This window comes from Colwellia sp. D2M02, assembly GCF_018860755.1.
Classification (GTDB): Bacteria; Pseudomonadota; Gammaproteobacteria; order Enterobacterales; family Alteromonadaceae; genus Colwellia; species Colwellia asteriadis.
In genome coordinates, this window is the sequence record NZ_JAHKPW010000070.1 from 78,397 (window position 1) to 91,899 (window position 13,503).

The 13,503-nt window shown below is 38.4% G+C and carries 12 protein-coding genes; 4 read left to right on the forward strand and 8 right to left on the reverse strand.

Features of this window, described 5'->3' with window-relative positions; all coding sequences use genetic code 11:
• Positions 1–77: 77 nt before the first annotated feature.
• Positions 78–998: a DUF2785 domain-containing protein gene (locus KO495_RS12785; protein ID WP_215980797.1), complete on the reverse strand. Its 921-nt coding sequence runs from the start codon at positions 996–998 to the stop codon at positions 78–80.
• A 152-nt stretch (positions 999–1,150) separates the two neighbouring features.
• On the opposite strand from KO495_RS12785, the gene KO495_RS12790 reads away from it, so the two are divergent.
• From KO495_RS12790 to KO495_RS12805, 4 genes are all read left to right on the forward strand, one after another.
• On the forward strand, positions 1,151–1,735 hold the full coding sequence (locus KO495_RS12790) for a paraquat-inducible protein A (protein WP_215980798.1): 585 nt from the start codon (positions 1,151–1,153) through the stop codon (positions 1,733–1,735).
• A gap of 135 nt (positions 1,736–1,870) precedes the next feature.
• On the forward strand, positions 1,871–2,095 hold the full coding sequence (locus KO495_RS12795) for a FeoA family protein (RefSeq protein ID WP_215980799.1): 225 nt from the start codon (positions 1,871–1,873) through the stop codon (positions 2,093–2,095).
• On the forward strand, positions 2,095–4,254 hold the full coding sequence (gene feoB, locus KO495_RS12800; protein ID WP_215980800.1) for a ferrous iron transport protein B: 2,160 nt from the start codon (positions 2,095–2,097) through the stop codon (positions 4,252–4,254). Before KO495_RS12795 ends, feoB begins: the two co-directional genes overlap by 1 nt.
• 151 nt (positions 4,255–4,405) lie before the next feature.
• Positions 4,406–6,016, forward strand: coding sequence for a polysaccharide deacetylase family protein (locus tag KO495_RS12805; RefSeq protein ID WP_215980801.1), 1,611 nt, complete (start codon positions 4,406–4,408; stop codon positions 6,014–6,016).
• Between the two features lie 101 nt (positions 6,017–6,117).
• On the opposite strand, the gene KO495_RS12810 is transcribed toward KO495_RS12805, so the two are convergent.
• The 7 genes from KO495_RS12810 to KO495_RS12840 form a co-directional block, all read right to left on the reverse strand.
• A complete protein-coding gene (locus KO495_RS12810; protein WP_215980802.1) occupies positions 6,118–7,197 on the reverse strand; it encodes an aminoglycoside phosphotransferase family protein in 1,080 nt (359 codons plus the stop codon).
• A gap of 175 nt (positions 7,198–7,372) precedes the next feature.
• Positions 7,373–8,260, reverse strand: a complete 888-nt coding sequence (locus KO495_RS12815) for an NTP transferase domain-containing protein (RefSeq protein ID WP_215980803.1) — start codon at positions 8,258–8,260, stop codon at positions 7,373–7,375.
• A gap of 7 nt (positions 8,261–8,267) precedes the next feature.
• Positions 8,268–9,740 carry a Gfo/Idh/MocA family oxidoreductase gene (locus KO495_RS12820; protein WP_215980804.1) on the reverse strand — a complete coding sequence of 491 codons (1,473 nt, stop codon included), beginning with the start codon at positions 9,738–9,740 and terminating at the stop codon, positions 8,268–8,270.
• Positions 9,741–9,904: 164 nt separating this feature from the next.
• Entirely contained in the window at positions 9,905–11,212 is a 1,308-nt protein-coding gene (locus KO495_RS12825) for an ATP-binding protein (RefSeq protein WP_215980805.1), read from the reverse strand.
• Positions 11,213–11,214: 2 nt separating this feature from the next.
• The gene (locus KO495_RS12830) at positions 11,215–11,961 is read right to left on the reverse strand and encodes a response regulator transcription factor (RefSeq protein WP_215980806.1); all 747 of its coding nucleotides are present in this window, start codon (positions 11,959–11,961) and stop codon (positions 11,215–11,217) included.
• 26 nt (positions 11,962–11,987) lie between these two features.
• Positions 11,988–12,452 (reverse strand): DUF3019 domain-containing protein, encoded by a 465-nt coding sequence (locus KO495_RS12835; protein ID WP_252738946.1) that lies wholly within the window; start codon positions 12,450–12,452, stop codon positions 11,988–11,990.
• Positions 12,442–13,278: a MipA/OmpV family protein gene (locus tag KO495_RS12840; RefSeq protein WP_215980807.1), complete on the reverse strand. Its 837-nt coding sequence runs from the start codon at positions 13,276–13,278 to the stop codon at positions 12,442–12,444. The genes KO495_RS12835 and KO495_RS12840 overlap by 11 nt, the downstream gene beginning before the upstream one ends.
• Between the last annotated feature and the right edge of the window lie 225 nt (positions 13,279–13,503).

The window sequence follows — 13,503 nt, forward strand, 5'->3', positions numbered from 1 at the left end:
TACGGCTTTTTATTATCTAACCTGATGTTCGTTCGAAAATACTTACTTTTATCGTCGGTTCATTGCTAAATAGCCGACTAATTAATTTGGGTTAGCGCATCGCCTGCTAGTTGTCTTATTACACTAATACTTTTATTTTTGCTTTCCTGAGAGAGGATAAATAGTTCACTAATAAAAGCTCTGGTGTTATGAAGCTTTGCTAACCCAGGTTGGGATATATATACATCACCCCATTGGTTAAAGGGCGCAGGGGAGCTTACATTGTTAAACCAAACTTTTAGCTCTTCATTAGAGTGCAAGTCTCGGTATAAAATATAAAGAGTAGCCCTTGCTAATCGGCGAGGTTCGCCATAAATATAAAAATGGTTGTTATCCGCGGTAATTTTTGCTGTTAAGGCCATTAGCATTTGATCTAACTGGCTTTTAGTTGTTTGAGGGTTGAGTGATAGCTGCATGAATAAGTCGGCGCTATGGGCTACACCATGTCGCCAGCCGATTATTTCATCAAATCCTCGATAATCATCTAAAGAGATAATGTAAGTTGTTGTGCTTTTAATCAGGAGTTCTCGCTGATTATTATTTAAGAAGCTTGACTTCCTATCTGAGCGAGCAAGCTCTGAAAGCGTGAGGACAGCAAAACTCTTATGAAGCGCTGAAGTACCTTTTGTCGTGATTAATACATCAATTAACGTATGAAAAAGTGATGATCTTGTTGGGGTATCTAGCTCGTCATTTCTTAACCACTGGCTTAGAGCAGAAAATGCAATGCTATCTCTAATCGTTGGATCTGAGTGCGCCAAACATTGACTTAGCTGCAATGCTAGTTCATTGCGCTGAGCGTTATCTTTTACGGAGAATTGCTTTTTTTGTAGTTGGTAAAGCTTTAGGCTACTAAACTCTTTCGTTACACATGAGGTTGAACTGGCATTGCTTGATGGTAAGTATGATAGAAAAGTAAAAGTACAGCAGAGTATAATTAGTATCTTTTGTAGTTGCATAAATGAATTGTTTAAAAAAGGTTAACGATGAGTTCAGGTTAATACTATTTGCACTGAAATGGCAAGTTAACAGATAATATTCCTCTGGCTTATAGTTTCAGCCATTGCAAATAATAACATTCATCTACTTTTTCAATAGAGCGAAGCGAATAATGAATTTACTCAACAAACACTTAGGTTTTTCTTTGAATCTGCTGGCGATAGCACTTTTTATTCCCGGCATTTTATTACCCATGTTTTCTTTAGCGATGGAGATGAACGCACAAGTTGCCAATGCGAGTTTGACTTCTGAGTTAATTAATAAAGAAGTTTCACTGGTACAAACGGTACAAGAGTTATGGCATGGAGAGCGCTTTCTAGTCGCTATATTAATCTTCCTTTTCTCTATTTGTATTCCATTAGTAAAGTCTTCATTAATGAGCTGGGCGTATTTTCAGAAAAACACACTCGTTGAAAAGAAAATTTATAACTTTGTGAGTGTGATAGGTAAGTGGTCTATGGCTGATGTATTTGTTGTCGCAGTCTTTTTGGCTATGCTCTCAACAAACCATAGTGAAACAGCTAACCGCACAGCGTTAGAGCTTTTTGGTTTTAAAATGGATTTAGTTATTTCAAGTGAAACTCTCTCAGCTGTAGGGGTCGGCTTTTATTATTTTACAGCGTATTGTTTGCTGTCATTACTCGCAAGTCAAATCAGTCAGGCTAGTATCGTTAAAAGTTCAGGTAATATTGACTAATATCAACGGAGGCATTAGGGAATTGCTAAGGTAAATGCTATCATCTAAACAATAGTAAGTATCATTTGCTCTTCGTTTTATTGTGATAAGTAAACTCAATATTCCTTAGCATCACGTATTAGAATAAAAAAAATCATGACCTTAGCAGAACTACCTAAAAATAAACTAGCGAAAATTAGCGCCTTACCTAAAGATGCGATACTGGCAGCTCAACTGCTTGAGCAAGGTTTTAGTATACGCACGGCTATTTCACTTGCCCATAAAGCGCCCTTTAATGGACCAATGGCATTTAAGTTACATAACACAAAAATCAGTATTCAACGCTCAGTCGCTGAGCAAATTAGCGTAGATTACTTATAATGACTAAACCTCTTCATTACGCCTTAGTTGGTTTTGCTAACTCAGGTAAAAGCACGCTATTTAATTTATTAACTTCAGCTCAATCGGGACAAAGCCAGAAGATCGCCAAACAAAATGTTGGCAACTGGTCTGGCGTTACTGTTTCGGCTAAAAAAACGGCGTTGGATATCGCCGGAACCGCTGCACTTCTTTCTGATTTACCGGGGTTAAGTTCACTTAATCAGCATGCTGAGCAAGGTGAAGATTTAACCATTTCGCAAGATTTTTTACAGCAAAACGCTATAGACTTTTTAGTCAATGTGGTTGATGTTAACCAATTAACTCGTCAGCTTTATTTAACCACGCAGTTACTTGAGCTTAACGTACCAATGATTGTGGTGTTGAATAAAACCGATAAACAAGCATTGAGTATTGATATAGCAACGCTGTCTGATGAGTTAGGTTGTCCTGTTATTACCACAAGTGCGCAAGATAAAAAGAGTTTAAAGCAAATTCAACAAGCACTTAATGACTTATCTGAGAGTAAAAAACTCACCAGCAGCATAGAAAGCAGTAATGAAGTAAAAAGTCACCAGCCCGAGAAGGGGAAACCAGAAAGCCTAGGTGCTATTCAAGCAAGACATGATTACATTACTGATGTCTTAAGTCGCTCTAGTATTTGTATCGATAATAGTGTCTCGTTGTCAGATAAATTAGATAATATTGTGTTGCACCCACTTGCAGGCATTCCAATATTTTTAGGCATTATGTATTTACTGTTCATGTTTGCTATTAATGTTGGTAGTGCTTTTATTGACTTTTTTGATATTTTAAGCGGCACATTATTTGTTGCTTACCCGTTACATTTTCTTGCTCCTTTAGAGCTACCACAGTGGCTACTTACCATTGTTGAAGGTATTGGCAGTGGTATGCAAACTGTTGCTACGTTTATACCGGTTATTGCTTGTTTATTTATTGGCTTGTCATTACTCGAAAGCTCTGGGTATTTAGCGCGCGCTGCTTTTGTTGTTGATAGTGTTATGCAAAAAATAGGGCTACCGGGAAAAGCATTTGTCCCACTGATTGTTGGCTTTGGTTGTACTGTTCCGGCGGTTATGTCAGCGCGAGTGCTCGATAGTGAGCGAGAGCGAATTACTACCGTGATGATGGCACCATTTATGTCCTGTGGGGCTCGTTTGCCTGTATATGCATTGTTTGCCGCGGCATTTTTTCCCGATAACGGGCAAAATTTAGTTTTTCTTTTATATCTTATTGGAATAGCCGTTGCTATTTTTACCGGGTTTTTATTGAAGAAAACCGTGTTGTCGGGAAACAGTTCTTTAAATGTAATGGAGCTCCCGAACTACGCCTTTCCTTCTTTGATGAGTTTAATGTTACGCGTATGGCAAAGAACATATGGTTTTGTCACTGGTGCAGGTAAAACCATTGTTATTGTAGTGTGCTTATTGAATTTTTTAAACTCTGTTGGTACCGACGGGGAATTTGGTCATCAAGATAGTGAGTCTTCTATTCTAAGTGCGGGAGCTAAATTGGTGATGCCAGTACTCGCTCCTATGGGAGTCGAAGAAGATAACTGGCAAGCTGGCGTTGGGATTATTACGGGCATATTTGCCAAAGAAGTTTTAGTCGCAACCTTTAATAGTTTGTATTCATCTGCCCATGATGCAGACGATGGCGCACCTTCGTTAACACAAAGCTGGCACGATGCCACCGCAAGCATTAAAGAAAACTTATTAGGTATTGCACCAGATGATCCTCTCGGTATTCAAGTTGGGGATTTGAGTGATTTAACGATTGTGGCTCAAGAGCAAGAGGTTGAGTTAACTACTTATGAACGCATGCAAATAGCTTTTGTTAGCCAGCTGGGCGCTTTTAGTTATTTATTGTTTATTTTACTTTATACGCCGTGTGTTGCAGCGATGGGCGCTATAAAAAATGAAGTGGGTACACGTTGGGCAACATTTGCAGGGCTCTGGAGCTTGATCTTAGCTTACTTAATGGCAACACTATGCTACCAGATAGGTAATTTTACAGAGGCACCATTAATAGCAAGTATTACTATTTTTATTGCCTTAGCGGTATTTTACGGTATTTATTTATGGCTTAAACATCAAGGTAGTAAAGTACTGACAATAGCGGTTAGGGTTAGTTATTCTTAACCGAGCTCAGGTTAATTGAGTTTTAAAGATAACTATCATAGAAGTATCGGTGAATTTATAAACGAGATAACTGCTTGCCAAATATACAATAAAATATTACTTTTAAGCTGCTGTATTTACTAAAAATGCAGTGGCTACTAAAGGATAATATATGTTTAACCATCGTAATGACTCAAGATCTCAAACAACTTCTTTTAAAGGCACAGCCTTATTTACTTTTGTTCTATGCTTTTTATTAAGTGCATGCGGTGGCTCTTCCACTAGCCCTGAAACCAAAAAAAAAGAGGAAGCCGTTGCTGAAGTGGTTGTGCAACCTCAATCTACATGGTTGGTCTCTGAACAAGAATATAAGCTTGTTGATATTAATACGCCTAAGCTCCTTTCTGTACAAAGTTACTGGCCAAGTAATAGGGACATTCCAGCTGATTTTTTTAAGGTATTAACTGTACTTATCCCCCAAATAGATATGTTGTTTTCGCAACAATATTTTGCTTTTTCTGACCTTAATAATACCCAAGAACCTCAATTTAAATCTATCATTTTTAAACCATTAGGCCCTGATAACTCACTGGGCTTAGTTGAAGGAGAAATTGATTATCAATTAGGAAGTGACGGTTTATTACACCTATCATTTTTAGAAAGCTCTCCCTTTCAAACATCGGATTTATTACAACCTATAGTGTCGTTAATTTATCAAAGTGAACGTGCTAAATATCGTCAAGAAAGCCAAGAGGGTCAACGCAGCTTTGAATACTTAGTTAGTCATGGCTTAACCTTGCACTTTATTCAGCAAGTACTTTCAGATGAAGCAAACCTCCCTCTAACTCAGTTTGCTAACGAAAAAGTGAAACAACAAGTACTAGTACAAGTAAAAGCAAGTTTAGATAATAATATTACTTTAACTCATGATTTTTTAGCTGAGCATGAAAATGCTATTGGTTATTACTTAGTTGAGCAGCATTTGCGTAATTATATTGGTAGCACAGCAGCAAATAGCTTTAGCGTGCCAAACGAGTTATTTATACCTTGGTTGAATAATGACAGTCCTAATAATCAAAAAACGACAACCTTTGTACGTACGGGTGACGTTGAAGAGCAAATTGCAGTAACCGAGTTATCTCGTCAAGGGAATCAGTTTATTGGTAGCTACTTTTTAGAAGGTTATAATCATGAGAAACTGATTGCATTAACGTTTGATGATGGCCCCTCAGAATACACTCAAAAAATACTTGATGTACTTAATGAAGCTAAGATACCGGCAAGTTTTTTTTGGCAAGGAAAGAACTTATCACCATATCAATCGCTTATTAAACAGACGATTAAAGACGGTCATACGGTTGCCAACCATAGCTGGAACCATACGAATGGTACTACGCTTTCAGTTGATGCTTTATGGCAACAACAAGTGATGAAAACGAATAATGAATTTCAACGCTTATTTAATATTACGCCAAGGTTTTATCGCCCGCCTTATGGTGAAATAACTGATGAGCAGGTACAGAGTTTGACAGAACATGGTATGAAAGTACTGTTATGGTCAGTTGACTCAAGAGATTGGAACTCGTCGATTAATACCGTTGAATACATTGAAAGTGAAATAATTAATAATCAACACGAAGAAGTGATTACCTTAATGCACGATGCCGGCGGTAATAGACAAAATACGGTGGACTCTTTGCCCGCTATTATCAAGCATTATCAATCACAAGGTTATCGTTTTGTTAACTTGGAAACGCTCTTAGGGATTAGCGATAAACACTAATATTTCAGCTAACCGAACGTAAGGGAGAATTAAGTGAAAAGCAGTAACCTGAACTCAAGTTGCTCAGGTTACTTTGTTGGATTGTAGCTTAGGTAACCTGATTATTCAGCGTATTTGAGCAACTCAGGCTCAGCTTCACAAACCAATTTAAATAACTGAAACTGGCTTTTAACACGGTCTAAGTTATGGTTTTCACGATCAACATGGAAGTAGTGATCGCCTTCTAAATGGTCGGTTAAAAAGCGTACGCCAATGATGAATGGTAGTAGCTTCGCGCCAACGATAAGACTTTGCCTTTCAAGTGGTGTTAAGGTGTCACCAAAAGCTTCTTTATAGTTGGTAATTAACGCTTCAAAAATGTCATATTTAAACACCATTTCTTCCGTGCTTGTATCATCTTCAGCCAAGTTACTGCAACAAGTTCTAACCATATCGCCAAAATCGTGCATAAGTAACCCAGGCATACAAGTATCTAAGTCAATAACAGCACAAGGCACATCGCCTTTGGCGAAGAGTAAGTTATTAATTTTAGTATCGTTGTGTGTTACATGCAGTGGTAATTTTTGACTAATTTCTACCACGCTATTAATAAAATCTTGTTGTGAAAGACAAAAATCAACAATATCTTGGCATTGTGCCAATCTATTATGAGTGTTGTTAGCAATTGCTGTACTTAATTGACTCATTCTAAAGCTAATGTCATGAAAATCTTTAATAATTACAGATAACTCTTCAGCTGAAAAGTCACTTAGTGCACAACTAAATTGCGCGAATGATCGCGCAACTAAAGCGGCTTGCTCAGGAGATGACACTTCCTCTAACGTATAAGAGTCACTAATAAACTCCATTAAGCGCCAATAGTTACTGCCAATTTTAATGGTGGTGTCGCCGTTTTTAGTTAAAAGCTGTTGCGGTACGGCTAATGGGTATTCACCTTGGTTATTTTTTTCAGCTAAATGCGTATTAATTTTTTGAGCATTTTCACTTAACTCAACGGTTTTAGTAAAAATATCGTGGTTGATTTGTTGTAAAACAAACTCAAATTCAGACGTAGTAAGCTTGTAAGTACTATTAATATGGCCATTACCTAGTGAGGTAACTTCGACGTCAGAGAAGTCAAAATCGTAGTTGTTTAATACCGTATCAATATCCGTGTGTAGTGATGACTTGTTAATATCCATAATTCTCTTCGTTATACTTATTTTTTTATAAAATAATCACAATTGTTCATTGGTCTTAAATTGCCGTAAGTGGGGGGGAATTAGCGCATAATGGCTTTATAACGAATGAAATTGCTTGTGAACAAGCAAAAACGCGTTAATTTTACGACAAAATTAGCGCGATACTATACGTGTTTTATTTGAAAATAGCAGTAACTTTTTTGTCGACTAAAGCAGCATCTTGCGGGTAGGTTAGTCCAAACCATTGTTCTGTCGAACAAAGTACATGAACATTTTTTTGCTGTTGCTTAATTTGTTTCATCACAACGGTTGGTAGGTAACATTCTTGCTTTAAATATTTTTGTGATAAGGCGCTCTTTGTTTGTGAGTGCTCGCTCAGCATAATACGTATTTCATTTTCTAGTAACGCAAAAATATCACCGTTAAATAACCAGCAGTTCATTGATATTAAGCTGTTGTCTTTTAATACCGTATGCTCATTATTATTGATTCTTCCTACAAGGGTATTATTTATTAGTTGAATATCTTCACATTCTTCAATGCCCTGTAAGGTGCTATGTGGTGATACTTGGCATAACCCTCTATTAACACCACCAAATGCCGATAAAGTACTCTTAAGTTGATATGCAACCATAGCATGATCGTTAGGCTGAGACTTTGCTTGTGCGAATAGCAGGTTAAAGGCTTGCGCGCCGTAATAGTCATCGGCATTGATCACCGCAAAAGTCGTTTTAATTAACTTATGGCAACACCATAGCGCATGTGCGGTACCAAGTGGCTTGGTTCGCTCTGTATTAACTTGGCAACCTTGGGGCAACGTAGATAAAGATTGATGAACTGTATGTGCTTTAATCGTGTTAGGTAATCGGGGAATTACTTGACTAGTTAGGGTTTGTTCTAGCTCTGGACGTATGATAAATACTACATCAGTAAAGCCTGCCTGTGCTGCATGAATAATATTATATTCCATTAAGGTGAGCTTGCGCTCACCAAATTCGGCCAGTTGTTTGTTACCGCCAAAGCGACTGCCTAAACCAGCCGCTAAAATAACTAAAGTGCTCATAAGAACCTTAACTTACAATAGCCAATGGCTTCGCGCTTTGCCAAACACCGCGAGTAAAATCAGGAATATCTTTTGAATTACTTCTATCGGCAACAGAATCAGCGCTTAATGGGGTGATAACTGACCATGCGGCAGCATCATAAACATCTTGATCAAGAGGCTGACCATTACGTAAGCAGTACACCATGCGCCATAACATCAAGAAATCCATACCACCATGGCCGCCATTACGCTCTGCTTCTGCGCCCATTCGTGCCCATAATGGATGATCATAACTGTTTTGCCATTTTGCCATGTCATGATCCCAGCGGTGAAAATTAGTTGGACTTGGCTTACGTCCTTGCTGACCATTTTTTTGCCATTGGCTTACTGCCAGTTCATAGTCTTTTTGGTATTGTGCTTTAATTGCAGCAGGTGCATTTTCTAAGGCAATACGGTTAGGAAAACCTGCAAATGTGCCATTGGTACCTTGAATATAATTATGACGAGAATAAGGGCGAGGGCTAGTGGTATCATGCTGAACCATAATAGTTCTACCTTTTATCGTTTTAATAACACTAGTATTCATATCACCAGCAATATAATTGAGCTGATTACGTTGGTGATCACCACTGAATTCTTTTGCGGCATAGGCTTGTCGTCCTAATGCTGGCGAGCTGGTTGAGGTTACATAATCAAAACGATCGCCACGGTTAATATTCATATACTGAGCAACCGGGCCTAAACCGTGGGTAGGATATAAATTACCATTAGTTTTTGCATGCCATGCGGTGCGCCATGAGCCCGTTTTTTCTGTGATTTCTTTCATTTGCCAGCGAAGCTCATGAATATAGGCGGCTTCGCCATGTAATAAGTCGCCAAATAACCCCTGACGTACCATATTTAAGACCATGAGTTCATCTCGCCCATAACAGACGTTTTCCATCATCATACAGTTTTTCTGGGTGCGTTCAGCGGTATCCACTAGCTGCCAACATTCTTCAACGGTGGTTGCAGCCGGTACCTCGACAAATGCATGCTTGCCGCTTTCCATCGTATCGACACACATTGGTGTATGCCAGCGCCATGGCGTTGAAATAATAACAATATCAATATCGTCACGATCAAGCATTTTTTTATAAGCTAATGCTGAGCCAGTATAACGAGATGGTTTACTGAACCCGTTTTTTACAACAGTAGCAATAGAGTTATCTAAAACCTTTTCATTAGTATCACAAATTGCTTTGATTTCGACACCGTCAATATGGCAATAATGTTGAACATGACCTGAGCCCCGTTCACCAACACCAATAAAGCCAATGCGTACGACATCCATTTTAGGTACTGTTAAGCCCATCACCGACTTGCCTTGTGCTAGCGGATTAGTTAACGATGTTGATTTAGTGCTTTGTGAAGTACAGCCTGTCGTTGCGCTGGCGGCAACACCAGCTGCGGTTATTGCTGCAACAGACTTTAAAAAATGGCGACGGTCTTGAGTCATAACGCTATTCCATAATAGAGAAAATAAGAGGTTGATATCTTATATACGATGTCTCAATAATGATGGCAAGTTTGAGGCTGTTATTTACTTAAGCCACAGCGGCATGAATTGTAAACATAACGTTAAGCTATTGCTGGTAATCTTTACTCATAACAAGAGGTTTATTAAGTTATTGGTAGCGTTAAAGAAAAGCAGGCACCAGATAAATTATTTTGGTTGCTGGCTGTTATGCTACCTTGGTGCCAGTCCATCACTTTGGTACATATTGCTAAGCCTAAACCAAAGTGACCTTGTTCACGTGAACGATCGGCATCAAGTTTAACAAAAGGCGTGAAAATAATATGAAGCTTACCGGCTTCAATGCCTTTACCATCATCTTCAACGGTAATAATTAGCTGTTTGTTAATGCTGTTAATAGTAATTAATACTTCTGTTTTAGCGTAGCCTATCGCATTACTAATTAAGTTAACTAGTGCGCGATGAAACCAGTGGTAGTCAACAGAATGGTTAACTCTTTCTACGATTGGTGTGAACATCAAGGTTACATTTTTTTGCTGTGCTAGCACTTGGCAATCATTTTTAGCTGAGTTGATTAACATAACCATATCTGTTGTTTGCTTTTTCAAAGATAAGGCATGTCGCTCCATTGATGCATAATCTAAAAAAGCACTGGTCATATCTTCCATACGCGTTAATTCAGTGTCCATGCGTAGTAAATAGGTGTCTTTTTTCTCTATACTTTTACTATCGATTGCCGCTTCTATACCAAAGCGTAAACAGGCCATTGGCGTTCGTATATCGTGAGATAAGCTACGGGCGAGAATTTTATTGTCAGCGACTAGCTTTTCTATTTGGGCTGCCATACGGTTGAAGCTTTTTTCTAGCATTTTTATATAAGAAAAACGGCTGGTGGCTACACGTGCTTCAAGCTGTCCAGCACCAATTTTAGCGGCCGCAGTATTTAATAAGTACAGCCGTCTGGTTAGCGGTAATAACCATAAAATTAATATGCCGCAAATACCAAGGTATAAGATCAGTGTTAACACAAAATTAAAAGAGCTATCTTGTTCTTGTTCGATAGGAAAATTGAGTTGCAGTAAAAACTCAGGGTGATGAGTCAGCGCTTTTAATAAATACTGATCATCATCATTGGCGAGTAGTACGCCGCCTTGTTGTGATAATTCAGCGATTGCTGTTTTTGGTAAGGCTATCGATTTACTGGGCGCTAAACTGACACGTATTTGGTATTTTTTTTCGAAGTGATCAAGATGGCTATTTAGCTCTGTTTTAGTTAACGCGTTAAGATCGCTACTTAAACCATCAATAATTTGTCGATAGAGTAATGTTGTTGGTTCATCGTGGTTAAGGTTAGTTTGTGACTCGGTTAATTCAACAATTTTATCTAGCCCCCAACCCATAAAAAATAACGAGCCTACTACGGTAAAAATAATACTTAAATAGAGCTGGCGCATAATTAGCGCGAGCTCTTGATGTTACTATCGTTTTCAATTGTGCTGTTGACGTCATCCCATGCGTCGCTAACAAATAAATAACCTTTCCCCCAAATAGTTTTAAACTTTTTAGGCTTTTGTGGATCGTCATTAAATAACTTACGTAAGGTAGACAGCATGACATCGAAACGTCTATCTAAACCATCATATTCACGTTTTTTTAAGGCTTTAAATACCGAGTCACGATCAACAACGGCTCCAGCGTGTTGGGCTAAGTAAGTTAAAAAAGCGAACAAACTGGTTGAAAGGTCCACTTCGTTACCTTGATAAATAACTCGTTTAGCCTCTTCGTTAATAACCAATTGACCAAAAGTTAGTACATTATTTAGCTCGGGGGTATTATTTTGGCTGTGACTCAGTTGCCTGTTAATGCGTGCGAGTAGCGCTCTTGGGCGAACAGGTTTAATAACATAGTCATCAGCCCCAGCTTCTAAGCCAATAACTTCATCAAACTCATCAGCACGAGCCGTTAGCATAATAATTGGCATTTGTTGGTGTTCACGTATTAGTCGACATACTTCAATGCCATTTAGTCCAGGTAACATCACATCAAGTAATACTAAATCAATAATATTTTCTTTAACGGCTGCTAATACCAAGTCGCCACGAGCAACATGAATAACATTAAAACCTTGCTCATTAAGGTATTCACAAACCCAACTAGCTAGGCTGATATCGTCTTCTACTAGCAAAATATTATGTTTCATCATTGTACCTTTATCTTTTAAGATAATTATTAAAATAAGCGCCAGCGACGTTTACGAGCATTACTCTTATGAAGCCAACTTACCTTGATTTCGGTTTCGGCAACCACTTTGTTATCACTGATATTACGTAGTTGATAATTAATGTTTTTATTTGAAACAAAATCAATGGCAATGTCAGCACTATCATGTTCATGCCAACAAACTATATGCTTGTCTATACCTTCTTGGTATAAACATAACGACTGTTTACTGTCTGATTGCCATGAAATATTAACCTCAGCAAAGCAATCACGACCTTGGCGTAATGTTACGCATTGCTCGGGCAATACACTAAATTGTGTTGTTGACGGTATATATTTTAGCTGAGTAGCCTGCAAGGCTGCCTCAGTGTTATTGCCATTTTCCGTTGGCTTTTTTTGCTCCATTGCTTGTACAGGGTAAAGCACACCATAGAGTAGTAATACACTAATAATACGGTTGGCTTTAAAATACATACTGTACCCCAACCATCACTTGGGTGATAAAGTTTCTATCAACCAATGGACTGTCTTTTATACTTGGCGAGTAAATACTTTGTGTTACGCCACCATTAAAAGACCAGCTGGCTGATAATGGGTATTGTGCGTAAATTTCTAGTTGTGCCCTAACGGCTGAATCAGCGGTAAACTCAGGGCGTTGTGGTGTTGCTTCTACTGATTGAATACCATAATAATAATTAACAATATTGTCTTGGTAATAGGTTAACCCTGCACCTAAATATATATCCCAATTACGATAAGGTAATAGGTAACTATAAAAGCTATCAATAATAACTCCGGTGACATCTTCGCCAAAGGCATCGTCCCCAGAGTGTGCTGCGGCAATATCAAGGCTAAAAATAGCGTTCTCAAAAAAGTGTGAGTAACGCAGCGCAACACCACCAGTAGAGTCGCGTTCTCTAAGCCCAGAAAAAAGTACTGGGTTGGCATTGAGATACTCAACCAAATCGTTAGGGTCAAAACCATTTAGATAAGACTTTGCGAGAATATCAAGTTGCCAATTATCCTGTACGGTTATTTGGTAACCAAACTCTGCTCCTTCAAGTACGGCGGATGATCGCCTTTGGTTACTTTGTAAGAAAAAGCCCTTATATGAAAGATCAATATATAAAGCTGGTTGGATAAAGTGAACAAAATCAGTTTGTTTTACATCTTGTAGTGTACTTTGTTGATAAAAAGCTGAAAAGTCGACAATGAGCTGCCACTCAAAACTATCTTTAACAATAGGTGCGTTGGGGTTTACTGCTGTATTAGTATCGCTAGCGAATGCGGTATTGCTCAATGTTAATACGCTTATCAATAGGGCGAATAAAGCTAGTGATGAGCGATAGAAAGGGCGCAACAACGGCGTTAAAAAACTACAGCGTTTAATGAGAAACATAGCAGGGCAACAGGGTTAATAACAAACGTAACACCATGTTACCATAATGTTACTATTTGATGCTTAACCGCTTGCGCTTAATTGTTTAAAAAATGTAAGCGCTAATGTAAATAACCTGAGCTCGGC

Bases quoted from the DNA above. Each gene is read 5' to 3' on its own strand.
- KO495_RS12795 (WP_215980799.1), top strand. From the start codon at position 1,871: ATGACCTTAGCAGAACTACCTAAAAATAAACTAGCGAAAATTAGCGCC.
- KO495_RS12805 (WP_215980801.1), top strand. From the start codon at position 4,406: ATGTTTAACCATCGTAATGACTCAAGATCTCAAACAACTTCTTTTAAA.
- KO495_RS12830 (WP_215980806.1), bottom strand. From the start codon at position 11,961: ATGATGAAACATAATATTTTGCTAGTAGAAGACGATATCAGCCTAGCT.
- KO495_RS12815 (WP_215980803.1), bottom strand. From the start codon at position 8,260: ATGAGCACTTTAGTTATTTTAGCGGCTGGTTTAGGCAGTCGCTTTGGC.
- KO495_RS12810 (WP_215980802.1), bottom strand. From the start codon at position 7,197: ATGGATATTAACAAGTCATCACTACACACGGATATTGATACGGTATTA.
- KO495_RS12835 (WP_252738946.1), bottom strand. From the start codon at position 12,452: ATGTATTTTAAAGCCAACCGTATTATTAGTGTATTACTACTCTATGGT.
- KO495_RS12825 (WP_215980805.1), bottom strand. From the start codon at position 11,212: ATGCGCCAGCTCTATTTAAGTATTATTTTTACCGTAGTAGGCTCGTTA.
- KO495_RS12785 (WP_215980797.1), bottom strand. From the start codon at position 998: ATGCAACTACAAAAGATACTAATTATACTCTGCTGTACTTTTACTTTT.
- feoB (WP_215980800.1), top strand. From the start codon at position 2,095: ATGACTAAACCTCTTCATTACGCCTTAGTTGGTTTTGCTAACTCAGGT.
- KO495_RS12820 (WP_215980804.1), bottom strand. From the start codon at position 9,740: ATGACTCAAGACCGTCGCCATTTTTTAAAGTCTGTTGCAGCAATAACC.
- KO495_RS12790 (WP_215980798.1), top strand. From the start codon at position 1,151: ATGAATTTACTCAACAAACACTTAGGTTTTTCTTTGAATCTGCTGGCG.